Raw genomic sequence first — 24,811 nt, 5'->3', positions numbered from 1 at the left:
ATCAGCCAAAAGAAGCCTATAATTTGTCAAAACCTAATTTTGTGCATCGCACCATTTCGCTGTAAAACGATCTTGCACCATGACGAATATTGCAAAAATCCTGCCTCTTAACAACGTATTACTGGATCTGGAAGTCTCCAGCAAAAAAAGAGCATTTGAACAGGCCGGGCTGTTATTCGAGAATAATTGCAGCATAGCGCGCTCGGTTGTTTCTGATAACCTGTTTGCCCGTGAACGCTTGGGCTCCACTGGCCTTGGCCATGGCGTCGCCATCCCGCATGGCCGCATCAAGGGTTTGAAAGCACCGATTGCCGCCCTGGTCAGATTAAAAGAAGCCATTCCCTTTGAATCGCCAGACGGTCAGCCAGTCAGCCTGCTGATCTTTTTGCTCATGCCTGACAATGTCACGCAACAGCATCTGGAAATCTTGTCTGAAGTAGCAGAAATGCTGTCGAACGAGACTTTCCGCGATACGCTCAATACCGAAGCCAGCGCCGCCGCGATTTATGAAAAAATCATGGCATGGCGCCCCAACTTGCCGGGTACAGCGTGATTGTTCTTGCTGAGACTGCCAGGTTTGCAGGCATCCAGTAAAGCCCAGGCTTTTCCCGTAATCCCCTGATCCCTCAGGCAAACAACCAAGACATCGTCAGATTCGACCAAAATAGCCATGCCATCATTGACAGAACTCACGGTACAAAAAATCTACGATGATAATCGCGACACCATGCAACTTGGCTGGTTTGCCGGTTTCTCTGGCGCGGACAAGCAAATCACTGGCGACGCCGCATCTTCTGCCGACCAGGTCGGACATTTGAACCTGATCCACCCTGGCCGTATACAAGTACTGGGGCATCAGGAACTCTCGTATTACAACCGCCTGTCGAATGCCTCGCGCAATAACCTCATGCGTGAACTCGTCGCTGGTGCACCACCTGCCCTCATCGTAGCACAAGGTCTGGAATCGCCGCCGGCGTTCTTGACGACTTGCGACGACAATAATATCCCGCTGTTTTCAACGCCCTATCCATCCGCTCAAGTCATTGATTATTTGCGCGTGTATCTGTCGAAAAAACTCGCGCAAAAAATCACCATGCATGGCGTCTTCATGGACGTACTTGGTGTAGGTGTGCTGATCACCGGTGAATCAGGTCTTGGTAAAAGCGAGCTGGGGCTGGAACTGATTTCACGCAGCCATGGCCTGGTGGCCGATGATGCCGTCGAGTTTTCGCGCATTGCCCCCAATATGATAGAAGGCCGTTGCCACGAACTTTTGCAAAACCTGCTGGAAGTACGCGGTCTGGGCCTGCTCGATATCAAGACCATCTTTGGTGAAACTGCAGTACGCCGCAAGATGCGTTTGAAACTCATCGTGCATCTGGTAAGACGCAGCACCCTCGAAGAAAATTACGAACGCCTGCCTATCGATTCGCAGACAGAAGAAGTGCTGGGCCTGCCCATCAGAAAAGTCGTCATTCCGGTTGCCGCAGGCCGCAATATCGCGGTTCTTCTGGAAGCAGCTGTGCGCAACACCATCCTGCAATTACGTGGTATTAATACGTTGGAAGACTTCATGGAACGTCAGCGACGCGCCATGGAAAACGGTGACTAAATACCTGCCAAGCACAAGTACCCCTATGGAAATCCTGCTCATCTCTGGTATCTCCGGCTCCGGCAAATCGGTAGCCCTGAATGTAGTTGAAGATGCAGGCTACTATTGCGTCGATAACCTGCCACCCAGCCTGCTGGCTGATCTGGTCAACACGCTGACCAAAGAAGGCATACCCAGCGCCGCCATTGCCATCGACAGCCGCAGCGCGAATCAGCTCACGCATCTGCCAGACTCCATACGCACGCTGCGTGCAGAAGGCCACGACGTCAAAGTCCTGTTCCTCACCGCCAGTACAGAATCCCTGGTCGCCCGCTTTTCAGAAACCCGCCGCAGCCATCCGCTGTCGCACCGCCTGGGTCTCGACAAAGAACCTGGCGACAGGCTCAGTCTGACCGAATGCATACAGGAAGAACGCGAAATCCTCTCAGGCATACAACTGGTCGCCCACGTCATCGACACCAGCGATCTTAGTGCCAACAAACTGCGCGCCTGGGTCAAGGATGTCATAGAAATAGGCCACACCCCGCTGACCCTGATGTTTGAATCCTTCGCCTTCAAGATAGGCGTGCCGCTGGATGCAGATTTTGTCTTCGACGTACGCATGCTGCCCAACCCCCATTACGACCCCATCATGCGCCCGCTGACAGGCCGTGACCTGCCTGTGATTGAATACCTCAAAGAGCAACCCATGGTCGATGAGATGTTTGCCGACATTCAGCAGTTCATCGCAAAATGGTTACCCGCCTTCAAACGCGATAACCGCAGTTACCTGACCGTCGCCATAGGCTGCACCGGCGGCCAGCACCGCTCAGTGTACATGGTGGAAAAACTCGCTGCGCACTTCAAGGCGCAGGAGCAGGTGCTAGTCAGGCACAGGCGTTTGAGTTAGCCCGCTGTGTCGTAGTTGAGGCCTTGCCAGACAAAGCTTCATCCACACAACGCAGAAATTTCTATAAGCGCTTAATCGCTGACAAATGTACGCATCGCTTGCATTACCGCGTACTCTTGACCTCTTCGTTTTGCGGCCAACTAATTTTTTAGATGAAGTTCAATGAACACTATCCTCAATTGCCTGCCACAAAATCTCGACAATCCTGCTTGTAACGACTTCATAGCAAACACACCTTTGACAGCCTGGATGCCAGTGCTGGAGCATCTGAAAAAAACATTCGGGCTACCCGCTGATACGTGGGAGAAAATCCCCCTGGGTGCAAATGCCTTGTTTGGGCTGGGTGAGGACGTGATAGTCAAACTGGTGCCACCTAACTGGCGGAGACAGGGAGACAAAGAAATTCTGGTTGCACCTCTGCTGGAGGGCAAGCTGTCATTACAGACACCCAAACTCATCGCCAGCGGTGAAATCGACAACTGGGTATTCGTGATCTTCAGCCGCTTGCAAGGCACTTTGCTTGCGGACATCTGGCCATCCATGGATATTCAACAGAAACAGTCCATCATGGTGCAGACCGGTCAGCTTTTGCGTGAAATAGGCAGTGTGAAATTCAAAGCAGATATCACCATCAGAGTAGACTGGCCAAACTATATACGCGATTTGATTGCTGATTGCATGGCCAGACATCAACGCCGGAAAATGCCTGAGGGTTTGCTTAAGCAAGTCATGCCTTATATCGAAGCCGCCGGGAATTTTGCCAAGGCGGGCGACTTGCGCTTTATCCACATGGATATCCATCCGTGGAACCTGATGGCAAAACAGGAACAGGGCCTATGGAAGCTGAGTGGTTTGCTCGACTTTGGCGATGCCATCGTCGGTAATAGTGACAGACTTGAAATCCTGACGCCTATGATCTTCATGGCACAAGGTAATCCCTTGCTGCTTCAATCCTTGCTGGAAGCTTATGGTGAAGTTGATGGGATCAGCTCATCTACCCTGCAACGCCAACTGACTGCCTATATGCTGATCAGGCCTGACTCTGATGTGACATTTTGCATGCAACAGGTGCCAAGCAGCGGGCCTCGTGATACTTGGGAACAGGTTGCTGAGCAAATGTTTCCAGTGTGAGTACAGACAAGTCACCTTAAGATGTGGGTGCGAATATCGCATGCATTTTTCAATCAATCGCTTTCTCTACCAAGCCTTGCGCATACCTCGCCAGAGAACGATTGTAGCGTGGCAAATAGGTAGCCAATGCTGTCAAGCTAATTGCCAAGGCTTCGCGTTCTCGTCCCAGATCAGCCAGCGCCAGGGCAAGAAAACCACGTACTGCGCCATCCAGTTCATCACTACCAGCATGCATTTCAGTTGTCAGTATGTCGACAGCCGCTTGCGGGTTGCCCAGATAACGGATGGAACTGGCCATTTGTATATTCGCCCGCCTGCGGCGCAAGCCCGTCAGGCCATTTTCCAACGCGGCTTTATACAAGGGAATGGCAAGCTCTGTGAAACCGCAAGAATCACGCGCACCGCCACGCTCGAACAGGCCGATTGCGGCATTCGGTGGAAGTTCTCCCGCCATCGCATCCATGCGGGCAATAAAAGTCTGTGCTTCAAGCGCATCCAGCTCTGCCCATAAGGCAGCCAGTCGTTCTTCCCAATTGTCGTTAAATGTAGTCATGATTTTTATCGAGAAATTATTGTGATTGATTATCCAGCATAAACCAGTACCCGTGTCAGAGGCTTATTCACAAAGAAACAGGCGAGCCTGACATGTTAAAAATTACGTCATTCTTAATTTTTTAAGATTTTCAAATCTCAGCGCAATCAACTCAGGCTATACTCGGTTTGCGTTTCCTCGGTGGGAACAAAGCTGTCTGCTTGCAAAGGTTCTGACTCATGGGTTCAGACTGGCACAGCGTATTGTATGCGTTTGTGTACCGCACCAGGCAGCTGTTAATAGGTTCGATTCCTATACTACGCAACCATGCTCAAAAAAGAGCCTCAGACTCGTAATCTGATCGAAGTAAAAATGTGTAATACATCAGTAGTAATCCTCAAGGGAACTGCTTTCCTGTCCTTGAGCAGGCAGATTCAAGTATTGAGTTTGCCTGCGCCTGGACAACGCAGCATCGCTTTGCATGATTGTTACCATGTATGTGTCCCGGCTCTTAATTCAAACTATTAAGGCCAGGCAAACGGGAGCAGTGCCTTTGCTGCCGTTTCTCTGGCGAGCGTATGAGAAGCAAGTTTGCGGCACCTTACATGTACAGTCATCCGTCATGCTGCGGGGATAGTTCTCTTGAGGCTGTTTCTGCACGAAGCTGATGCGTCCTGGCATGTTTTAGCAAGACTATTTACACAGTTTTTTCTTGCCCCGGCTTGTTGAGTTTATCTGACGAAATATTTATCTTATTTGAGAATGTCTATGTTCCTCCGAAAAATAATTCAAGACCATCAGATTGGTCTGTTATATGGCCGTAGCGGTTTTGAAAAAATTCTTGCCAAGGGCAGTTATTTTTTACCCAGATCCAAACGAGTAGAGATTGCAAACCTGACTGATTTCCCGGCAAGCATTGCAGACCTTGAATGGATCAGTTCGCATCATCAGGCAACACTGGCAACGGATTTGGAAATTGTCCGTACTGGGCATGATGAAGTGGCGCTCGTTTGCAGTGGCCAGCAGTTCCTGTGCGTGACACCAAATTCACTACGTGCTTTCTGGAAGCAGGGTCTTGGTGTCAAAGTATTCAGGGCAAATATTGCACCTGACTTGAAAGTGCCTGCCGAATGGCTAAAGCAAATTCCCATTGGGGTATCAGTTGGTTGCGTCAAGCAGGTGACCATACCGGCTGGAGCTTATGGCTTGTTGTTTGCAGAAGAAAGCTTCAGTGATTTTCTGCTGCCAGGCAGACATGCCTACTTTGATGTTTTGCTCAAGACCAAACTGACGATTTGCCGGCAATCACAAGTGATAGATGCCAAAGATGTCGTGCATGCCATCGTCGCCAGCGAGCATCCGGTTTTATCAGCACAACTGAAGAAAATCGAAACCAGTGACCAGCAACTCGCCGTCTGGTGGGACAAGAATGAATTGGTCCATATCACTGGCCAGGCCACACCAGCGCTAGCCAGCAGTGACCTGAAGCTGGAACTGATTTCATTGGCACAAGCACCACGTGCAATTGAAGACCACATTATTCTGGCGATGCGCAGCAATGCCAACAGTGCAAAATTGCTGGCACCGCATGTGACAAATTATGAAGTACCTTCCGAGCATGTGGGCATGTTATACATTGATGGCGTTTTTCATGCAAATTTGAAGCCAGGCTTTTATGCCTATTGGCATGGCGGAAACCGTTTGAGTCTGACCGTCATAGATACACGGCTGACAACGCTGGAAATTACCGGCCAGGAAATGCTGACACAAGACAAAGTGCCTTTGCGCGTCAACGTGACTGCAGGATATAAAATCATAGACGCGCCGCTGATGCTGGCGAGCTTGAATGATTATAAGGACTTTATCTATAAGGAAATCCAGTTTGCCCTGCGCGCCGCTGTTGGCGGTAAAACATTAGATGGTTTGCTGGAAAACAAAAACGAGACCGATGAACAGATATTGCATTACGTAGCTCAAAAAGCCCTGGTGCAGGGCATAGAGATCGTCAGCCTGGGTATCAAGGATTTGATCTTGCCGGGCGAAATAAAAACCATGCTGGGCAAAGTGGTGGAAGCAGAAAAAGCAGCGCAAGCCAATGTGATACGTCGTCGTGAAGAAACAGCCGCCACCAGGTCACTCATGAACACCTCAAGAGTGATGGAAGACAATCCGGTTGCCTTGCGCCTCAAGGAATTGGAGACGCTGGAAAAAATGACTGAAAAAATCGATAAGATCAGCGTCTATGGCGGGTTGGAAAGTTTGCTTAAGCAGGTGGCTGCTTTCAAACCTGCAATCGAGAAATAGCAACATTGGACTGGTGCAGGTGTCAAGTTTTGCGAACAAACATTACCATTCGCAACAAGGTAGTTAATATAAGGCAGATAATTTCTATCTGCCTGATAAAACTCATGCCCCGAAAAAGAATTTATTCTCAAAAAACAAACCCTTGAGGCGCTTGCGGAAGATGGCGATGGTCAGCGCCAGCAATACCATGACGACATTAAAGCCCAGGATTTTATTGCCGCCAAGATCAACAAAGGGGATCGCATTCGAAGGCATGGTAGCAGCGTAAAGACCACGGTCATAACTGGCCCCGATGACATGTCCGCCATCATTGATGGCATTGGTCAGGTACAGACTCTTACCAGCCGGGTGCAAGGTCATTTTATTGTCGCGCCAGACGAAGGACAAACGCATGTCCACAGTATCAACCACGCCGACGATATGACCCTCATTATTGATGCCGGTGGCGAAGCTGTCGCCGAAACCGATTTTGGCACCCAGATCTATCATCTGCTTGCCATCGTGCATGAAAGCATGCCAGCGGCGGTCTTTCATTTCTGATACACCGACCACCACACCTTTATCATTGATGGCAGTTGCCGAACTGTAGCGGCCGCCCAAGGTACCAAGGTCGGACATGCCTGTTGAGGCATCATAAATAAAAGCATGGCGTGAACCATCGGCGATCATGGCAGAGCCAACTACCTGCCCAGGGTTATTGATGGCACTGGCATAGCTGACTTTGCCGCCCAGGGTACCAAGGTCTTTCAATGCTTCGCCGGGTGTGTAGAGGAAAGCATGCCAGTCACGTTCAGGAGTATCAGAAAACCCCACCGCCAGACCAGTATTATTGAGTGCTGCGCCATAACTGTTGGGGCCGCCCAAGGTACCCAGATCTTGTGTGCCATGATTGCGACTGCGGATAAATGCGCGCCAGGATTCACCTCTTTTTGAAGAACCGACGATCTCACCCTTGTCATTGATACGCTTGGCTTCGCTCTCGGTTTCGCCGGGCATTTCCAGTTTGACGAGCTTGCCCTTTTCAAGAAAAACGGCATGGGGAGTGCCATCTTTTTCCTTGATGACCGCAGCAACCTGTCCTGCCGCATTCATGTCATAGGCAATCGACTCACCGTATTGCTTGCGTTCTATACCCAGTGAATGACTCGTCGAGGCGGCAGCATGGCCACCGATCAGGGTCAGCAGAAACAAAGAACTACGCAATGCATAGTGCATACAGGTATCCTTTCTGGAGAGAGGTCGTACGGGCAATTTGCAAGCAAATATACAGGATTATTATGTGGCAATATAGATAAATGATTGGTATTTGCCACTATCCTTACACGACTTGGGATATCTGTCCGGAACCGGACAATCTGGACAGTATTACAGTGCACCTGGGTACAGTTCAGCAGTGCAGCGTGATCCGGCTCTTGCAGGATTCGGCCATCTGCTTTACCCGGATAGCGATACACGTGCATCCTTTTTTGCTTAAGCAACTTGCCCCCACGTCCATGACATTTGCATGGCCAGCACAAGCAAGATACTTTACACACTGGCCAGATCTGCAGGCTGGATAGGGCAAGCGCTGGAGCAGGCAGATACAGGAAAATTGATACGGCCACGCGAGCATTACATAGGCTCGCCTTTCTAATTCTGACATTGTGCATTGCCATTATATTACTTGTGAATTTGCACACCCCTGCCCACAGGATTGACTTCCATTTACTGCCTGCGTATATTGAAACCAGACATACCAAGAGGAGTAGATCATGTCTTTTCAGCCAGTTCGTACTCTGGCCACATTGCTGCTCTGCATGCTGGTAACGTTGGAAGTCAAGGCAGAAGAAACGCAACTCAGGTTCTACACCGAAGAGTATCCACCCGTCACCTTCTCGCTCAAAGGGAAGGCTGCAGGCCTTGGCACCGAAGTTGTTGAAGAGATCATGAACCGTCTTGGCATAAGGGCACCCATCGAAGTCGTGCCCTGGGCAAGAGGCTATGCTCATGCAACCACCACGCCTAACGTAGGATTATTTGTCACTACGCGAACCCCCGAACGCGAAAAACTATTCAAATGGGTGGGCCCTGTTTCAGCAACCACAGCCCATTTCTATACGCGCCGCGACGGCCAGCGTTTTGATAATCTCGATCATGCCAGGCTTGCCGAACGCATCCTGATTCCGCGAGAATGGTATTTGCAGCAAATGCTGCGCGGTATGGGTTTTAACAATATCAATTCTGTGCCGACTCCCGTCGATGCCGTGCGCATGCTGGTGGCAGGAAGGGCGCCCTTGATGGCTCTTGACGACGTGACACTCGCTGACACCTTGTCGGCAGCGGGCATCAATGCCAATGACATAGTGGCTGGTTCCACAATTACCCAGGCAGTCCAATATATCGCATTCTCGCGTGACACACCGGATAGCGTCGCCATCCGCTGGCAAAAAGCACTCGATGACATGAAGGCCGATGGCAGCTTTGAACGCATTTACAAAAAGTGGTTGCCCGGTGTAGCGCTACCTGCTGCACGCTAGTTGCACACAAAACAAAATGTAGTTGCAAACCCGGACAGCAAAGCTCATTAATTCGCCGGTAACGCCTCACTAAAGCATGCCCGGGTCGCTTGCAAATTCTAACAGTCAGCCAACTGCGCACGAAGCTGTTTTAACAAGCAAGTATATGATTGATCTGACTATGTCTACCCCCACAATGCCAACGTCGCAGCAAATTGATGACCATGCAAGCTTGCGAATAAAAATTGTACGAGTGGCCCTCCCTGCTCACGATCGATGAAAATTTATGGGAAATTAAGCGTATTTGCCCACGCTTATTTTCGACGACAAGCTGGTTACGCTAACCTGCATCAAAAACGAAAACGGGACCTTCAAGGTCCCGTAATCAATACTAACTACCAATCAAGCCATCACACCACAATAGTCTGATGCTCATCACCTTCACGCGCGCGGATTTCGCCAATCTTGTAGACGGATTCACCAGCCGCAGTCAGTTGTGCAAGCGCGGCATCAGCCAGCTCAGCCGCAACGATGACGACCATGCCTATGCCGCAGTTGAAGACGCGGTGCATTTCTGCGTCGGCGACGCCGCCGTGCTGTTGCAGCCAGGTGAACAGGGGTGGCAGTGTCCATGCATCTTTATGCAGGACAGCAGTCAGTTTGTCGCCCAGTACGCGTGGGACGTTTTCTACCAGGCCGCCGCCGGTGATGTGGGCCATGCCTTTGACTTCAAGGGATTCCATCAGGGCCAGCAAAGGTTTGACGTAGATGCGGGTAGGTGCCATCAGAGCGTCGCCCAGGCTGCGACCGTGGAAATCAGCATTCAGGTCTGGTTTGGCTACTTCGATGATCTTGCGCACCAGTGAGAAACCATTGGAGTGGATACCGGAAGATGCCAGGCCCAGGATAACGTCGCCCGGTTGTATCTTGCTGCCATCAATGATTTTGGATTTTTCTACGGCGCCGACGGCAAAACCAGCCAGATCGTATTCACCGTCCGGGTACATCGATGGCATTTCTGCTGTTTCACCACCGATCAGGGCGCAACCGGCTTGTTCGCAACCAAAGGCCACGCCTTTGATGACGTCAGTTGCTGTAGCAACATCAAGCTTGCCGCAGGCAAAATAATCGAGGAAGAACAGTGGCTCTGCACCTTGTACCAGGATGTCATTGACACTCATGGCCACCAGATCGATGCCAACGGTGTCATGCTTGTTGAGGTGGAAAGCCAGTTTCAGCTTGGTGCCCACGCCATCAGTACCGGAAACCAGGACCGGTTCCTTGTATTTTTTGCTGACTTCAAACATGGCGCCAAAACCGCCTATGCCAGCCATGACGCCTTCGCGCATGGTGCGTTTGGCAAAGGGTTTGATGGCATCAACCAGCGCGTCGCCGGCAATCATATCGACACCAGCGTCGGCGTAAGAGAGAGAAACAGGGGTAGAAGTGCTCATGATATTCGGCAATAGGGGCAGGAGGCGGTAAAATAGAGGAATTGCCAGAAAAAGTCCGGCAAAAGCGCTATTTTAACAAATTGACCGCGAAAACCCCGCTTTTTTGGGACAGACGGCAATTTCGATGACAAATGATTACTAACCAAGCCTAAAAATGCCATTTACTTTTACGTCGGAGCAAAAACAATCCATGCTGTGGCTGGCCCTGGCATTTGCCCTGCTGCTATTACTAGGTTTGTTGGGCCCGGTGCTGATGCCCTTTATCGTGGCCAGCATACTGTCTTATGTGCTGACACCATGGGTAGACAAGCTGTGTGCCCTGCGCGTGCGCAAATTTAGCTTACCCCGTTCAGTAGCCGCCACGCTGGTCATCGTCATATTGATTGCCGCCCTGTTGGCGATGATACTGATCATGATTCCTATTTTGCAAAAAGAAGTGCCACAATTACAAGATCAGATTCCGCGCTTCTTTGACAAGCTCGATGAAATGCTGGCCCCTCTGCTGTCTGAATTTGGTATCAAGGTGCGCCTCGACAGCACTGGCATCAAGACTTTGCTGACTGATCAGATGGCAACAAGTGGCGAAGCCATCGGCAAGGCCGTGCTCAATTCCATCCGTGTCGGTGGCACTGCTGTCATGGGCATGATCGCCAATTTGTTGTTAATCCCCATCGTCTTGTTTTATCTGTTGATGGACTGGCATTCACTGATTAGTCGTCTGAGCAATTTCATCCCACGCCGCTTCGTCAAGGTCACAGCGAATGCGGTAGAAGAAGTAGACGACATCCTGGCGCAATACCTGCGCGGACAAATTCTGGTGATGATAGTGCTGGCCGTCTACTACTCAGTGGCACTCAGCATCGCCCGTTTTGACCTGGCTTTGCCGGTGGGCATCATCACTGGCTTTCTAGTCTTCATCCCTTATCTGGGCTATGGCCTGGGGCTGGTATTGGCAGTGATTGGTGCTATCCTGCAATTTGATGGCTTTAGTGGCCTGATGTCAGTCGCCATTATCTATGGCATAGGCCAGGTTGTAGAATCGTTTTACCTGACACCGCGCCTGGTCGGTGAGCGCATAGGCCTGCATCCATTGACCGTGATTTTTGCCTTGATGGCATTCGGACAATTGTTTGGTTTTATCGGCATCCTGATTGCCCTGCCTGCCTCTGCCGTGATTTCGGTGGCCGTCAAGCATTTGCGTGTGTCTTATCTGAAAAGCCCTTTTTATAGTCAGACATGAGGCAATTATTACTCGACCTGGACGCGCAAAAACTGCCGTCCCTCGCCACCTTTGTAGTGGGGCAAAATGCTGAACTGGCGCAATTGCTCGGCATGTTTGCCGAGCGCATTACCAGCCAGTATGGCGAGCGCTCGGTCTATATCTGGGGTGAGCCAGGTGCTGGCAAGACTCATTTGCTACACGCCCTGGCAGCAGATGCCACGGCTCGTTATATCCCGGCTGATGCGCCGGAAAGTGCTTTTGACTTTACCGAGGGTGTCAGCCTTTATCTGCTGGATGATTGCGACCAGTTGCCGCCACTGAACCAGATCGCTGCTTTCAATCTGTTTAATGAAGCACGCGCCCGTGGCGGTTTTTTGATCGGTGCAGGCAATCGCCCACCCATGATTTTGAATGTGCGTGACGACTTGCGCACCCGTTTTGGCTGGGGCCTGATTTATCAGGTACATGGCCTGACCGACGAAGACAAGATCGATGCGCTGGAGCGTGCCGCCCATGCGCGGGGCATACAACTCTCACCCGGCGTGTTACCCTATCTGATTACCCATTACCGCCGTGACATGAGTTCGCTGACCGACATCCTGGATCAGCTCGACCGTTATTCACTGGAAACCAAGCGTCCCATCACCCTGCCATTGCTGCGCGAACTGATGTTGCAGCAACAGCTGGATCCTGACACCACGATTGACTAGCATGCGTAATATCGCCTTATTTGATCTTGACCACACTCTGATCCCCATCGACTCTGATTTTGAATGGGGCCAGTTCCTGTGCCGCGTCGGCGCTGTCGATGCCGACGAATTTGCCCGCCGCAATGCAGAGTTTTTTGCGCAATACCAGGCGGGTACGCTGGACCCGGTGGAATACCTGGAATTTGCCCTTGGCACATTGGCGCAATTCCCGCGTGCCAAACTGGATGAATTGCATAATCAATTCATGCAGGAAGTCATCAATCCTGCGCTGTTGCCCGCAGCCTATGATTTAATCAAGAAGCATCAGGATCAGGATGACCTGATCGCCATCATCACCGCCACCAACCGTTTTGTGACTGCCCCAATTGCCGTTGCGTTGGGCGTGCAACATTTGATGGCGGCAGAACCGGAGCTGGATACCAATGGCAATATCACAGGCAAGCTGCTGGGTGTACCCAGCTCTGGCGCAGGCAAGGTCGTGCATCTGCAAGACTGGCTGGCAAAGCAGGAAGTTACACCATTAAAGCAACTCAGCGACTTTCACCATAGTTATTTTTACAGCGATTCGCAAAACGATATACCGCTGCTGGAACGCGTCAGCCATCCTGTCGCAACCAACCCCAATGCCAAATTAAGCGCCCATGCGCAGGCAAAAGGTTGGCCTCAACTTCACCTGTTTGACAAGCAATGATCAAGAAATTTATTCGCAAAATACTGGGCGTAAAAAACAAGAGCGATGCCGCCAGCGCCAACCAAAAGCCCACTGTGCTGAGTCATAAAGACCACGGCATAGACCCGCAACTGGTGTCCGCGAATGCCATACGCATCACCCAAACCCTGCAAGAAAATGGCTTCAAGGCCTTTGTCGTAGGTGGTGCCGTACGCGACTTGTTGACAGGTGTCAAACCCAAGGACTTTGACATTGCCACCAATGCCACGCCTGAACAAGTCAAGCGCCTGTTCCGCCGCGCTTTTATCATAGGCCGCCGCTTCCAGATCGTGCATGTCATGTTTGGGCAGGACTTGCTTGAAGTGACCACCTTCCGTGGCGCTGCCACTGATGGCGCGCCCAAGGATGAGCATGGTCGCGTGTTGCGCGACAATACCTTTGGCGAACAATATGAAGACGCTGCCCGCCGCGACTTCACCGTGAATGCCATGTACTACGATCCGGCCTCACAAGTCGTGCTCGATTATCACGGCGGCATGAAAGACATCAAAAAGAAAACCCTGCGCATCATAGGTGTGCCAGAAGCCCGCTACCGCGAAGACCCGGTACGCATGCTGCGCGTGGTACGCTTTGCGGCGAAACTGAACTTCACGATAGATGCATCCACCCGCGCGCCTATCGCCGTGATGGCACCGCTGATCAACAATGTGCCCGCCGCCCGCGTATTTGATGAAACCCTGAAGCTGCTGACCAGTGGCCATGCCATGGCTTGCCTGCAGCAATTGCGCAAAGAAGGCCTGCACCATGGCCTCATGCCCTTGCTGGACGTGGTGCTGGAACAACCCCTGGGCGAAAAATTCGTCACCCTGGCGCTGGCCAATACCGATGAACGCGTGCAACAAGGCAAGCCAGTCTCGCCAGGCTTTTTGTTTGCATCCCTGCTGTGGCACCAGGTCGTGGAAAAATGGGAAGCCTATAAAGCTGCCGGTGAGTTCCCCATCCCTGCCCTGCACCTGGCTGCAGATGATGTACTGAACACCCAGACCGATGCTTTGGCAATACAACGCAAGATAGGTTCCGACATGCGCGACATCTGGGCCATGCAACCACGCTTTGAAAAACGCGCAGGCAAGACCCCGTACAAAGTGCTGGAACACCCACGCCTGCGCGCTGGCTATGACTTCTTGCTGCTGCGTTGCGCCTCCGGCGAGATCGATGAAGAAATTGGTGAATGGTGGACAGACTTCATGGAAGGCGACAGCGCCGAACGTGAACAACTCATCAACAGCAAACCCAAGACAGCCGAAGCCGGCCCCAAAAAACGCAAGCCCCGCCGCCGCGCCCCACGCAAGGCAGCCGCCGCAGCCGAATGAGCGTGCAAGTGAATTTGCAGGTTTTTATTGGCATAGGTGCCAACTTGGGTGATGCCAAAGTCACCGTCAGCAAAGCCATAGACGCACTGGCGCAATTGCCGGGCACTACTCTCGTGGCGCAGTCTGCCCTGTTCGGTAGCGCGCCCATCGATTCTACCGGCGATGATTACGTCAATGCAGTAGCAGAGCTCTCGACCAGACTGAGTGCTGCTGAAATGCTACAACACCTGCAAGCCATTGAACTGGCCCATGGCCGCGAACGCCCCTACCGCAATGCACCGCGTACCCTGGACCTGGATTTGCTCTTGTATGGCGATGAAGAAATCAATACCGCCGACCTGCAAGTCCCTCATCCGCGCATGACAGAACGTGCTTTTGTCTTGCTGCCCCTGCTGCAACTGTCTGCCGATGTCAGCATCCCTGGCAAAGGCCGTGCACAAAGCTATGTCGCTGCGGTGGCAGATCAACGCATACAAGAATTACCCATTACCTGAGCGCCTGACCAGGCGATAAGCGAGGCCCCATGCAAATCCCCATCATTGTGCAAACCACAGGCTTGCTGATACTCTCCAACGTCTTCATGACGGTAGCCTGGTACGGCCACCTGAAAAGCCTGTCCAGCAAAGCCTGGTGGGTAGCCGCCTTTATCAGCTGGGGCATCGCCCTGTTTGAATACCTACTGCAAGTGCCCGCCAACAGAATAGGCTACACTGCCTACAGCCTGGCCCAGCTAAAGATATTACAGGAAGCCCTGACCCTGATCGTCTTCGTGCCCTTCGCCATGTTTTACATGGGGCAGCCGTTCAAGCTGGATTATGTATGGGCGGGATTGTGCTTAGTGGGTGCGGTTTATTTTATTTTCAGAAGTTGAAAGAATAGATAGATCAAAACTGGACAAATGGTAAATCAATCCATGTTCTGATTTTGATGTTGTTTTTGAATTTGCAGTTGATTTTGACGTTGCGGTTGCTTTTGACCTTCATCCGCTTGGGACGAAGCCATTTGTGTAGCGCAGAAAATGGATAAGAAATGGCCGATGTTTGAGCGAAGCGAGTTGCGGACATTTCCCATTTTTTGCGCTGCATAAATGGGCACTCCCGAAGGGAGCGAGTCTGCGGTCGCCTTTCTTTGAATACTTTCTTTGGCGAAGCAAAGAAAGTATTTCGGCCGCCGGGCCGAAACCCGGCCCGATCGATCAACGGCAATAGAATTCAAGACATAAAGATAAAGAATATAAAAGAATAAAAGTTGAGGATGTAGGTGGAGACAAAATCGCTGTCAAACAAAAAACCAATGACAGCATCACCTTTGGAGAAAAAGCATGGCTGAATATTTGCAAGACCGTAAAGCAGTAAGCATTCCTGGCTTGATCGCACTACGTGAAAAAGGTGAAAAAATCACCATGCTCACCTGCTACGATGCCAGTTTCGCATCCCTGATGGACCGTTGTGGCGTAGAGATTTTACTCATCGGTGATTCCCTCGGCATGGTATGCCAGGGCCACGACTCCACCCTGCCCGTGACACTGCAAGACGTGGCTTATCATACCGCCGCCGTCGCCCGTGGCAATCAAAAAGCCCTGGTCGTCGCCGACATGCCTTTTGGCAGCTATGCCACACCGGAAGCTGCGTTCAACAACGCCGTGCAACTGGTGCAAGCCGGTGCGCAAATGGTCAAACTCGAAGGCGGCACCTGGTTGCTGCCCACCATCAAGTTCCTGACCGAACGCGCCATCCCCGTCTGCGCCCACCTGGGCCTGACACCGCAATCCGTGCATCAGCTAGGCGGCTACAAGGTACAAGGCAAGACCGATGCCTCCGCCAGCCTGCTCAAAGCCGAAGCCCTGGCAGTACAAGAAGCCGGTGCTACCCTGCTGGTGTTGGAAGCCATACCCGCCAGTCTGGGCAAGGAAGTCACAGACTCCCTGCACATCCCCACCATAGGCATAGGCGCAGGCGTAGATTGCTCTGGTCAGGTACTCGTCATGCACGACCTGCTAGGCGTCTTCCCAGGCCGCAAAGCCCGCTTCGTGAAAAATTTCATGGAAGGCCAAACCAGTATTGATGCGGCAGTACAAGCGTATGTAGCGGCAGTGAAAGATAAATCTTTCCCGGCGCTTGAACATAGTTTTTAAGAGCACAACGTCATGCAGTGCTGGCGAGCCCTCCTTGCCAGTCAGGGACAGTGAATTAACCGTTGCCAGATACCGGCGATCCTGATCATCTCCATACGCTCACCTGCGTATGGAGATGACAACTGCAAGCTCTTTTCTTACCATCGTTTTACCCCCATCAAAGTATCGCATTTACTTTTTGATACTTACTTTTCCTCACAGACTTTACAGCTTTGATGTCAGTCAAAATGCCTTGTATGGCGTTTAATGTCTTTTGACACGACGACATTTCGCTTTTTGTTTTTGGAGAAAATCATGGTAAACCGTGAGGCATACTTTCGTCCCCAACTTTATTTTTTCATCTTCACTGGTCTACTATTCATGCTCGTCATGTACAAGGTCGAACTGCCTTTACTGCTAGGCATGAATCTTCAATGGGAACAAAAAATAAACTCCTACCGCTGGTGTCTGCATGTACACGCATTTGCAGCAACAATTGCCCTGCTCGCTGCGCCTGTGCAATTTTTCCCTGGCTTTCGCGCCAAGCATTTGCAAATGCACAAACTACTCGGACGCCTGTACGCTTTGTCCATCTGCATCGCTGCTCCCATCGCCGTTTACGTCGCACTGGCACATTTGACAGCCGATGAAAAATGGCCAACAGTTGCCCAAGGCAGTCTATGGCTATGTACGACACTGGCTGGCATGTACACGGCCAGCAACAAGCAATTCATCATGCATAAGATCTGGATTACGCGCAGCTATGCGCTGACACTGACTTTCATCACCACACGCATGATAGTCGACGTACTAAAAATAGATATCAACACCATTTTTGGCGGAAACGCCAATCTGATCTGGACCAGCAGTTTCATGGCATTGGTGATGGCAGATATTTTGTGCGCATCGGTAAATCCAGTCAGGAAGTTAAGAATCGCGTGAGTAGCATTAACCGGTCTGTTGAAATGCTTGACATCGCAGTTCGCAAGTCAGCGGCAGTTCATCGATTGCACTATATTGCGCATGATTATCATGGAATGATGGCACTATAGGTTGTCATTTTTTATTACTCATGCGCCGTCACACGGCACACTTCAGGGAATACCCAAAACATCTTCCAAAGTATTTTGCATCTCGACAATGAAACGTTCATAAGATGCCAGGTCGCCGGTCACTTCTTCTACCCGTTTCCTTTGCCACTCCAGAAAACCTGGCATGTACCACATCAGGGATACGAGTCGCTTTGGAAGCAAAGCATTATCATCAACACGCGTATTCTTAAGTGCATGCAGAAATTTCTCGCCTTCGTTTGCATCGAATCGACCTACACGAATCTGCGCAAATAAGCCACCGTCATCCCAAGCCATCTCAAGGAACTCAATCATCTGCTCAATATCCATTGTTTCTCTCAAATCAGTCGCTCATGAAATCAAGTGGCAACAGGAAGAATATCTATCGGCACATCTCGACCGTAAGAAACAATTGCGACCATTCCTGTCGTCGATTCCACATTATCCGCATCAACTATGTAAATCGAATAAGCCGGATCATCCTTGATACCAAAATCAATCAATGTACCTTCACGCTTTTCTTCGACTGACTGCACAAATCTACAAGCCAATTCTTTATCCATGAAATATACGCCCACCATTGACAGTTTCATCAGCATCAGGAATACACTTGGCAACCGTGACAAATCTTCAATCCTTATCAAACCCTCATAGCTTGCGACAAACCAGCTCAGAAATTGTAATTTCCTGGGTAACACGCTTCTAAAAAATTCCACATGAATGCCATTCAGGTTTTTCAACGATTGATAAGTAGACTTGGGATGTTTGCCCATACCATAAACATAACAAACCACTTCGTCACTATTAGCTTGAGTCCCCGCCAGCTTGGTCAAGACGGCTTCAATTTCTGCATAACTGACATCGCGGTCAAATTCTGCATGGGTATTTTTACTTGCTTGAAATAAGCGGCTCATATACTTGTTTATCGATATCTTGAAATCCTGGTTGCAGAAGTGAATTAATGAGGTTTGCTTGCATAATTCACCGTCCAAGCGAAGTTTCAAACGAAGGAAGTCTATTTGATCTGGTCTATCACCTTAATCCCAATATCGCATCCGGGTCTCTTTCATAAGCAATAAAAAACTCCTCAAGCCCATCAAATATCTTCGTTGGTAGGTTTGAAGAATCGAAGTAATCGACATAGACGGATGAACGTTCATCAGTTTCATATTTCAAGCGATAACACCAACACTCTATCAAATGATCCGAGAATAATATTCCATAAGGCGATGGCTCTTTATTTTCCTCAATAATTTCTGCCAAAGACCAAAGACGCCAACAGGCATCATCGTCCATCGCCTCCATGCCACCCACTGTAGAATAAAGTTTTACAACGTCCGAGCTTACTTTGCTCCCGAGTTGAACAAATGCAGCTTGAATTTCATGTACTGAACTTGCTGGCATCAATCCCACATGTTGAGCGTTCCACCTGGGAATAAGTTTCTTAATCAGCCGAAAAAAATAATCATTCCCTACCGGAGTTTGCGTCTCCAACTCAAGTGCCAGAAAATGATGGTAGGGCAAAAAAGCCAATTTGACTGTCAGGTAGACTGCGGCGAGCAAGACCGGAAAACGGTAAGGAAAATGCGGTGCAAGAGCCATGAAAGACAACAGCAATATAATCTGGGTAAGCACAGGTAGCCAAACCTGCCAACGCAGCCACACCAGGCTCCAAATGGGGAGAATAAGTTCTGCCTGCTCCGCCCTTGAGAATCCATTGAGAGCAGGAATGGATGCCTTGTTCCAATAAATAGCCATAAGTATCAATTCAAAATTCATCCATCACAAGTCAACGGCAATACTTAAATACCTATTTCCCGCTGAATGCAAGCGCCAAATTCAAACCCGATATTTCCCTCATCGAATTCCATATGTGCACGGGCACGTCCAGATACAGTCTGAAAATATCGAAAATCTGACAAGATCAAGAAACCATGCTCGAATAAATTTGGTGACACTGCCTTAGTCGTTGAGTCGACATATGATCCATTGAATTGTGAAATATCCAGAAATCGTAATTCCACTTCATAATCCAGAAAAACTGATTGAGGAAATATAAGAGCACGAAGCCCTTTAAAAAGATGGCGCTTCCAACGCCAACTGCTTACTGTGCATTTAAATTTCATGTGGATATCCTTCCCGCTAGTTTCAAGCTGGAGAGAAGTCAATTCGCAATCTTCGATTTCAAAATTACTAAAATCTGGCAGTTCCATTTCAATCAATCAGAAGTTTTCTTTGTGTTCATTTGCTTTCGTCATTCAAATCCCGATTTCTCGTCTTTATACGTCGCATCTGTCCGAAGACGATTATGCATCACACATAGCACTTGCCCTGATGTATCCACAGCCCAACCTGCATCGCGGGCAAGCTTAGCCATTCTTTTGGCCCATTCATCGACCGGATCAATAGATGGTTCATCGATAGTCCTCTGAAACAAATTTTGACAACCCGATTTTTGGCATGTGATCAATAGTTCGGTATAGGCCAGATCTTTGATAATATCCTGGGGATCGCCCATGGCTTGAAGACTCCGCTAATGATGTTTCGCAATTGTTGTCTGGCTCAGGGTTCGGCGTACATGCCTTTGGAATCACGAACCGTCTCCGCTCGCCTACCCTGCTTCTTCAAATTGAAGAACTTTCAGTCCGCCGATCCTCAATCCAATTCAAATATTCATGTCTTAATTTAACGAAGCTTTCAAAATCCCAATTGTCCTCAACCGGAATTGGCTTCAAGTCCCGAAGTAATTTCTTCTCAACCAAAAATTCATTCCAAGATAATTTCGACGGCAATCTCTCATCAAACAACAATATATTATTTATGTTGTCCACAACATAAAACATTGCAGAGATATCCGCAACCGAGCCTAACATCCCAGGCTTGGCATTTAGAACATCATCAAACCACTTAACAAATTCAAGGCACTTTTGATTAGTCATGTCATTTATTTGTTTTTTTCATAGAACATAGAAAACCCGGTCAATCAATTTTCTTTTGAGATTTCTTTCAATAACAAAGAAATAAAAATTCGGCATCAACTCAATATCGGTCGGCGGTGTACATAAAAAAATATTGGAACTCAATCGGCGCCAGTCTAATATCTCGACACATATCGGATTGCTGACTTTCAAGCCCAGCTAATGTTTCACACTTCTTTGTGATGCATTAACACACATTACAACGACCTTTTCCTTTCTAGGTATTTTGGGGTCTGGCTCACTTCTTCGAAAACACTCAATAACATCAGCATGTATACGCGTACTCAATCTTAATGCAGTACCAGAATACCAACAACGCATCCAAACCTCATTGCTTCCGACCGTATTAGTAAATGGCCAAAACTGGATTCCGTTTTTTTCCAACGGAACCAACTCCCTTTCACCATAGTTTGTAGTTTGATTAATGGGTCCATCAATAATCGACACACCTCCTAAATTGAACGTATCATCAGAAGAGTCAACTTTCCATTCAGAGATATCTTTTTTTAGCTGACTAACTCCCTGAATCGTTGAAGGACAAGTTTGAGCCATCGCAGTAAGAGGCGCAGAGAGGGAAAGCGTGACAAGCAATGGTAGGATTTTCATTTGTTTTTTAAAAATGACGTCGCGGTGTTTGCATGGTTAACAAACTTTGGCTGCGAAGGGCTTATTTTTCCTATCGTAGGTTTTCCAAACCTATCGCTTTAATTTCCACATTGCTCAACCACATTAACACCGCTATTCTTATATTTTCCGGCTAAGTTTGATGCCTTCAAATATCATAAAGACGATCATCATCGCGCAAATAAATTTCAACGAACTCCGAAAAATTTTTGGCTACCACCGTAGGGATATTATTTTTTGTGCCGATTGCTATTACTGTATCACCCCCCTTTTCTGGCGCAAAATTAATGGCATAGGCCCAAGAAAAATCCAAATAGTCGCAGAAAATGTAATAGGAATCTGAATCACTAAAACTGAAGCGTCCATCTTCAAAAGTATGAACGTTGCAAATTTGTTCAATCGGCCAGAAATTGAAACCGTGTTCATCGTGATAGTTATCCGACTGATCGAAGCCATTCGCAAGTATTAAATAATTTTTGAAGTCATTTGATATCACAGCTTTGTTTTTTCTTTCAAACAAAGCGATTTCTTGCTGCGTCGCGGGGTTTTGAATAGACACAGATGAATCATTTTTCCAATGTTCTAACAATCGACTGTCAAAATCTTTTTCTTTGTTAATCAAAGTATCACCTATTTATTTTATCCAATTTTGAAGAATATTTTTCAGAAGTTCTATTCGCGGTATTAGCTGCTGATTAAGTAATTTTTTCCCGCCTTCTTCGAAAGATTTAGTATATTGCGCAAGCTGCTGTACAACCCAATCTTTTTCAAGTCCTTGCCTGACCATTTTTTTTACGATAGCAGGATTAATTTCTTTAGCTCTTGCCACGGTTTTTGCAACATCTGCAGCCGTCTGTCCCCGCCCCCACAAAATAATGTCTTTGCCAATCTCACCTGCACTCATCAGAGGTCTAGGAACACCTGTTAGAGCCCCAAGCACACTCATGCTCACTGTGGCATATTTTCTCGAAAAATCACAAACCATATCGCCAAATGTTCTTTGTTGAGTTGCCCAAGAATATCGCTGTGAGAGCAATCCCATGACATCCGGCGCTAATCCTGTAGGATCATTAAAGCTAACTGGATCTCCCTCGACATAAGCATAACCATTCAGTCCCCCAGCCAATCCAATCGGATCTTCCGAAATAAACCGTTGCGTCGCTGGTGAATAATACCTGGCACGGTAGTAGTACAGTCCGTTCCCATCATTCTCTCTCCCGGTATATTGGAATGAGTTGTTGATGACAGCATCTGCCCTGGTATTACCATAAGGATCGTAACTGTAATCAACAACTTTGTCGCCTGCTGTGTTGGTGAGTCGGATGGTAGAACCGAGTGCATCTGTAAGATAAGTCAAACTGCTGGCACTTGATCCTGACCCACTCTGCTGCACAAATACCTGATCGACTCCGGCACTGATGTAGTTGTTGATTGCGCTTGCACCACTGAGTTCTTGCACGATGTTGACACCGTCATACATAAACCCGGTGCTGACGCCGTTGATGGTTTTGTTTTGTCTTCTGCCCAGTGCGTCATAACTGAAGCTGGCGACTTCTGTGCCTGTGCTGTCCTTGATCTGGATGAGCTGGTTGCGGGCGTTCCAGGTGTAGGTTTTGAGGCCATCGCTGGTGAGGTTGCCGTTAGCGTCGTAATTGAGTATCTGGCTGTCCCAGGTGGCGAGGCGGTTGTTGGCATCGTAGCTGGCTGTGTTGATTGTGTCAGGCAGATCAGTCTTTGCCAGGCTGCCGCTGGTTTTGGTGCGGCGGCCATTGGCGTCATAGGTGTATGTCAGATCACCGATGAGGCTGTTGTCGGCTTTTTTGTAGGTGATGCCTGTGAGCTGACCTGCATCGTCATAGCTGTTGTCACGGGTGATGCCGTTGGCGTAGGTGGTTTTGGTGAGGCGGCCTGCGTCGTCTAGTGTATAGGCGAACAGATTGGTGCTGAACAAGCAAAGCATGGACCAGATTAATATCTGGTCCATGCTTTGCTGATCTGTCTAACTCGCATCAATTTTTACCATCGCTTGTTATTTCTACTGAATTGATGGGAACTCGTTTAGCTTACTTCAGCTTGTAAAACCCTTATCGCTGCTCGCATAATCTGTGCTGTATCACTATGAGATTCTGTTAACAATGCATTGGCGATATCCGGAGCAACTTCCTTTAATCGCATTCTATGCGCCCAATCTGCTGCTTTGCTTCGGACTCGTGAGCTTTTGTCTTTCAAACCATCGCGAATCATTCCAAGACATACGGATGACGGTATTTTTTCCGTGATGCACAGCAAAGCGTTGTGTCGGACGTGAGCATGTTTCGAGGTCGCCATTTCTTGAATCATCTGCAAAGCTCTATCGTCATATTCGGCAATTTCTCCAAAAATCTGAGTCGATGCTTCATAAACGGTTGTTTGCTTTTCGGAAGCAGCGTCAACCATGGCCGCTAAAGTTGCATCAGAAAGGGGGGTTCTAGAATTTAATGCGTCAACTGCATCTAGAAGCGAAGCTTCAAGATCTGGGCGCTTGGGGCGCACGAATCTTTGAAGATATTTTTCCATGTACGGTCTTTCATAACCCATAATCACCTCTCATTTAATTCCAATATTTTTACATATAACCAAGTTGATTTGCTATGTCCTCTATGGTGACATAACCACCTATAAAATACATACGCAACACAAAAGGAACCTTGGCTCCTGTTTTCTTTTCAAATTGACTCAATTCAAGAGCTCTAACAAATGGAGACGCAACACTCAAAACTCCAAGCGCGCGAACAGTAAAATTGCCAGTCTTCGCATCCTTAACTGTTACAGTTTCACAGGTACTCGATACTCCCAATTTGGAAAGCGTCTGCGTCATGATCTTACCTTTAGCATCCATGTGCTCCACTTTCTGCGAGGGCGACGGTACTTCATATAAGCTATATGATGGCCCTGGATACTTCAGAATAACATCTGGCCTCAATTTCCCAGCTGCGGGATCACCTGTCGCCGTAGATAAAGCCATATTGAAATAGATTTCTGTCACTTGCCCTTTAGCAATCGCCGCATTAGCTATCATCATGCTAGCAACATCATGGTCAATACCACCTGTAACCTGAGGAGTTCCAAAGACCTTAGGTGCCAATCCTAATGGGTCAACAAGACTGATCGGATTCCCCCCAACATATCCATACCCATTGATTCCTCCAGCCAGTCCAATCGGATCTTCCGATATAAACCGTTGCGTCGCTGGTGAATAATACCTGGCACGGTAGTAGTACAGTCCGTTCCCATCATTCTCTCTCCCGGTATATTGGAATGAGTTGTTGATGACAGCATCTGCCCTGGTATTACCATAAGGATCGTAACTGTAATCAACAACTTTGTCGCCTGCTGTGTTGGTGAGTCGGATGGTAGAGCCGAGTGCATCAGTCAGGTACGTCAAACTGCTGGCACTTGATCCTGCACCACTCTGCTGCACAAATACCTGATCCACTCCAGCACTGATATAGCTGTTGGTGACGTTGGTGCCATTGAGTTCTTGCACGATGTTGACACCATCATATATAAAGCCGGTACTGACACCATTGATGGTTTTGGCTTGTCTTCTGCCCAGTGCGTCATAACTGAAGCTGGCGACTTCTGTGCCTGTGCT

Annotated in this window: 30 protein-coding genes; 15 read left to right on the top strand and 15 right to left on the bottom strand. The window is 48.9% G+C overall.

Annotation, left to right across the window (positions count from 1 at the left end):
* The first annotated feature begins 79 nt into the window (after window positions 1-79).
* The 4 genes from AC3WQT_RS07275 (at window position 80) to AC3WQT_RS07260 (ending at window position 3,632) form a co-directional block, all read left to right on the top strand.
* Window positions 80-553: a PTS sugar transporter subunit IIA gene (locus tag AC3WQT_RS07275; RefSeq protein WP_492703173.1), complete on the top strand. Its 474-nt coding sequence runs from the start codon at window positions 80-82 to the stop codon at window positions 551-553.
* A gap of 117 nt (window positions 554-670) precedes the next feature.
* Window positions 671-1,612 (top strand): HPr(Ser) kinase/phosphatase, encoded by a 942-nt coding sequence (gene hprK, locus AC3WQT_RS07270; protein ID WP_162039741.1) that lies wholly within the window; start codon window positions 671-673, stop codon window positions 1,610-1,612.
* Between the two features lie 25 nt (window positions 1,613-1,637).
* A complete protein-coding gene (gene rapZ / locus AC3WQT_RS07265; RefSeq protein ID WP_492703639.1) occupies window positions 1,638-2,501 on the top strand; it encodes an RNase adapter RapZ in 864 nt (287 codons plus the stop codon).
* Between the two features lie 162 nt (window positions 2,502-2,663).
* Window positions 2,664-3,632 (top strand): phosphotransferase family protein, encoded by a 969-nt coding sequence (locus tag AC3WQT_RS07260; RefSeq protein ID WP_492703172.1) that lies wholly within the window; start codon window positions 2,664-2,666, stop codon window positions 3,630-3,632.
* A gap of 49 nt (window positions 3,633-3,681) precedes the next feature.
* Here AC3WQT_RS07260 and AC3WQT_RS07255 read toward each other — a convergent pair whose 3' ends face one another.
* On the bottom strand, window positions 3,682-4,185 hold the full coding sequence (locus AC3WQT_RS07255; protein WP_492703171.1) for a tetratricopeptide repeat protein: 504 nt from the start codon (window positions 4,183-4,185) through the stop codon (window positions 3,682-3,684).
* 747 nt (window positions 4,186-4,932) lie between these two features.
* Between AC3WQT_RS07255 and AC3WQT_RS07250 the strand changes: the two genes are divergently transcribed.
* Window positions 4,933-6,468, top strand: coding sequence for a slipin family protein (locus AC3WQT_RS07250; RefSeq protein WP_492703170.1), 1,536 nt, complete (start codon window positions 4,933-4,935; stop codon window positions 6,466-6,468).
* A gap of 102 nt (window positions 6,469-6,570) precedes the next feature.
* On the opposite strand, the gene AC3WQT_RS07245 is transcribed toward AC3WQT_RS07250, so the two are convergent.
* Complete coding sequence (locus AC3WQT_RS07245) at window positions 6,571-7,683, bottom strand: HAF repeat-containing protein (protein ID WP_492703169.1); 1,113 nt, start codon at window positions 7,681-7,683, stop codon at window positions 6,571-6,573.
* A gap of 289 nt (window positions 7,684-7,972) precedes the next feature.
* On the opposite strand from AC3WQT_RS07245, the gene AC3WQT_RS07240 reads away from it, so the two are divergent.
* Together AC3WQT_RS07240 and AC3WQT_RS07235 are read left to right on the top strand one after the other, a co-directional pair.
* Window positions 7,973-8,101: a hypothetical protein gene (locus AC3WQT_RS07240; RefSeq protein ID WP_492703167.1), complete on the top strand. Its 129-nt coding sequence runs from the start codon at window positions 7,973-7,975 to the stop codon at window positions 8,099-8,101.
* A 118-nt stretch (window positions 8,102-8,219) separates the two neighbouring features.
* A complete protein-coding gene (locus AC3WQT_RS07235; protein ID WP_492703166.1) occupies window positions 8,220-8,984 on the top strand; it encodes a substrate-binding periplasmic protein in 765 nt (254 codons plus the stop codon).
* A 389-nt stretch (window positions 8,985-9,373) separates the two neighbouring features.
* On the opposite strand, the gene purM is transcribed toward AC3WQT_RS07235, so the two are convergent.
* On the bottom strand, window positions 9,374-10,417 hold the full coding sequence (gene purM, locus AC3WQT_RS07230) for a phosphoribosylformylglycinamidine cyclo-ligase (RefSeq protein ID WP_492703164.1): 1,044 nt from the start codon (window positions 10,415-10,417) through the stop codon (window positions 9,374-9,376).
* Window positions 10,418-10,571: 154 nt separating this feature from the next.
* Between purM and AC3WQT_RS07225 the strand changes: the two genes are divergently transcribed.
* The 6 genes from AC3WQT_RS07225 to AC3WQT_RS07200 are packed head-to-tail and all read left to right on the top strand — an operon-like array spanning window position 10,572 to window position 15,263.
* Window positions 10,572-11,657, top strand: a complete 1,086-nt coding sequence (locus AC3WQT_RS07225) for an AI-2E family transporter (protein WP_492703163.1) — start codon at window positions 10,572-10,574, stop codon at window positions 11,655-11,657.
* Window positions 11,654-12,349, top strand: a complete 696-nt coding sequence (gene hda, locus AC3WQT_RS07220; protein WP_492703161.1) for a DnaA regulatory inactivator Hda — start codon at window positions 11,654-11,656, stop codon at window positions 12,347-12,349. The genes AC3WQT_RS07225 and hda overlap by 4 nt, the downstream gene beginning before the upstream one ends.
* A 1-nt stretch (window position 12,350) precedes the next feature.
* Window positions 12,351-13,040 (top strand): histidinol-phosphatase, encoded by a 690-nt coding sequence (locus AC3WQT_RS07215; RefSeq protein WP_492703160.1) that lies wholly within the window; start codon window positions 12,351-12,353, stop codon window positions 13,038-13,040.
* Entirely contained in the window at window positions 13,037-14,392 is a 1,356-nt protein-coding gene (pcnB, locus tag AC3WQT_RS07210; RefSeq protein WP_492703158.1) for a polynucleotide adenylyltransferase PcnB, read from the top strand. The genes AC3WQT_RS07215 and pcnB overlap by 4 nt, the downstream gene beginning before the upstream one ends.
* A complete protein-coding gene (gene folK / locus AC3WQT_RS07205) occupies window positions 14,389-14,886 on the top strand; it encodes a 2-amino-4-hydroxy-6-hydroxymethyldihydropteridine diphosphokinase (protein ID WP_492703157.1) in 498 nt (165 codons plus the stop codon). The genes pcnB and folK overlap by 4 nt, the downstream gene beginning before the upstream one ends.
* A 29-nt stretch (window positions 14,887-14,915) precedes the next feature.
* Window positions 14,916-15,263 carry a DMT family protein gene (locus AC3WQT_RS07200; protein WP_162057561.1) on the top strand — a complete coding sequence of 116 codons (348 nt, stop codon included), beginning with the start codon at window positions 14,916-14,918 and terminating at the stop codon, window positions 15,261-15,263.
* Between the two features lie 35 nt (window positions 15,264-15,298).
* Here the strand turns inward: AC3WQT_RS07200 and AC3WQT_RS07195 are convergent, their stop codons facing one another.
* Entirely contained in the window at window positions 15,299-15,607 is a 309-nt protein-coding gene (locus AC3WQT_RS07195; protein WP_492703155.1) for a hypothetical protein, read from the bottom strand.
* A 106-nt stretch (window positions 15,608-15,713) separates the two neighbouring features.
* Between AC3WQT_RS07195 and panB the strand changes: the two genes are divergently transcribed.
* Both panB and AC3WQT_RS07185 read left to right on the top strand, forming a co-directional pair.
* Window positions 15,714-16,526, top strand: a complete 813-nt coding sequence (gene panB, locus AC3WQT_RS07190; RefSeq protein ID WP_492703154.1) for a 3-methyl-2-oxobutanoate hydroxymethyltransferase — start codon at window positions 15,714-15,716, stop codon at window positions 16,524-16,526.
* 360 nt (window positions 16,527-16,886) lie between these two features.
* Window positions 16,887-17,447, top strand: coding sequence for a DUF2306 domain-containing protein (locus AC3WQT_RS07185; RefSeq protein ID WP_492703153.1), 561 nt, complete (start codon window positions 16,887-16,889; stop codon window positions 17,445-17,447).
* A gap of 152 nt (window positions 17,448-17,599) precedes the next feature.
* Here AC3WQT_RS07185 and AC3WQT_RS07180 read toward each other — a convergent pair whose 3' ends face one another.
* The 11 genes from AC3WQT_RS07180 to AC3WQT_RS07130 form a co-directional block, all read right to left on the bottom strand.
* Complete coding sequence (locus AC3WQT_RS07180; RefSeq protein WP_492703152.1) at window positions 17,600-17,905, bottom strand: hypothetical protein; 306 nt, start codon at window positions 17,903-17,905, stop codon at window positions 17,600-17,602.
* A gap of 29 nt (window positions 17,906-17,934) precedes the next feature.
* Complete coding sequence (locus AC3WQT_RS07175; protein WP_492703150.1) at window positions 17,935-18,489, bottom strand: hypothetical protein; 555 nt, start codon at window positions 18,487-18,489, stop codon at window positions 17,935-17,937.
* A 118-nt stretch (window positions 18,490-18,607) separates the two neighbouring features.
* A complete protein-coding gene (locus AC3WQT_RS07170; protein WP_492703148.1) occupies window positions 18,608-19,354 on the bottom strand; it encodes a hypothetical protein in 747 nt (248 codons plus the stop codon).
* Window positions 19,355-19,377: 23 nt separating this feature from the next.
* Entirely contained in the window at window positions 19,378-19,788 is a 411-nt protein-coding gene (locus AC3WQT_RS07165; protein ID WP_492703147.1) for a hypothetical protein, read from the bottom strand.
* Between the two features lie 41 nt (window positions 19,789-19,829).
* Window positions 19,830-20,093 carry a hypothetical protein gene (locus AC3WQT_RS07160; RefSeq protein WP_492703145.1) on the bottom strand — a complete coding sequence of 88 codons (264 nt, stop codon included), beginning with the start codon at window positions 20,091-20,093 and terminating at the stop codon, window positions 19,830-19,832.
* Window positions 20,094-20,199: 106 nt separating this feature from the next.
* The gene (locus AC3WQT_RS07155; protein WP_492703144.1) at window positions 20,200-20,514 is read right to left on the bottom strand and encodes a hypothetical protein; all 315 of its coding nucleotides are present in this window, start codon (window positions 20,512-20,514) and stop codon (window positions 20,200-20,202) included.
* A gap of 198 nt (window positions 20,515-20,712) precedes the next feature.
* Window positions 20,713-21,159, bottom strand: coding sequence for an STY0301 family protein (locus AC3WQT_RS07150; RefSeq protein ID WP_492703142.1), 447 nt, complete (start codon window positions 21,157-21,159; stop codon window positions 20,713-20,715).
* A gap of 166 nt (window positions 21,160-21,325) precedes the next feature.
* Window positions 21,326-21,799 carry an SMI1/KNR4 family protein gene (locus AC3WQT_RS07145; protein WP_492703141.1) on the bottom strand — a complete coding sequence of 158 codons (474 nt, stop codon included), beginning with the start codon at window positions 21,797-21,799 and terminating at the stop codon, window positions 21,326-21,328.
* A gap of 12 nt (window positions 21,800-21,811) precedes the next feature.
* A complete protein-coding gene (locus AC3WQT_RS07140) occupies window positions 21,812-23,161 on the bottom strand; it encodes an RHS repeat domain-containing protein (protein ID WP_492703140.1) in 1,350 nt (449 codons plus the stop codon).
* Between the two features lie 74 nt (window positions 23,162-23,235).
* Window positions 23,236-23,733 carry a HEAT repeat domain-containing protein gene (locus AC3WQT_RS07135; protein WP_492703138.1) on the bottom strand — a complete coding sequence of 166 codons (498 nt, stop codon included), beginning with the start codon at window positions 23,731-23,733 and terminating at the stop codon, window positions 23,236-23,238.
* Window positions 23,734-23,782: 49 nt separating this feature from the next.
* A partial coding sequence (locus tag AC3WQT_RS07130) for an RHS repeat-associated core domain-containing protein (protein WP_492703136.1) occupies window positions 23,783-24,811 on the bottom strand: 1,029 nt, incomplete at its 5' end.

Source organism: Undibacterium sp. FW305-107, assembly GCF_058788535.1.
This window is presented reverse-complemented; position numbering and strand designations above follow the sequence as displayed.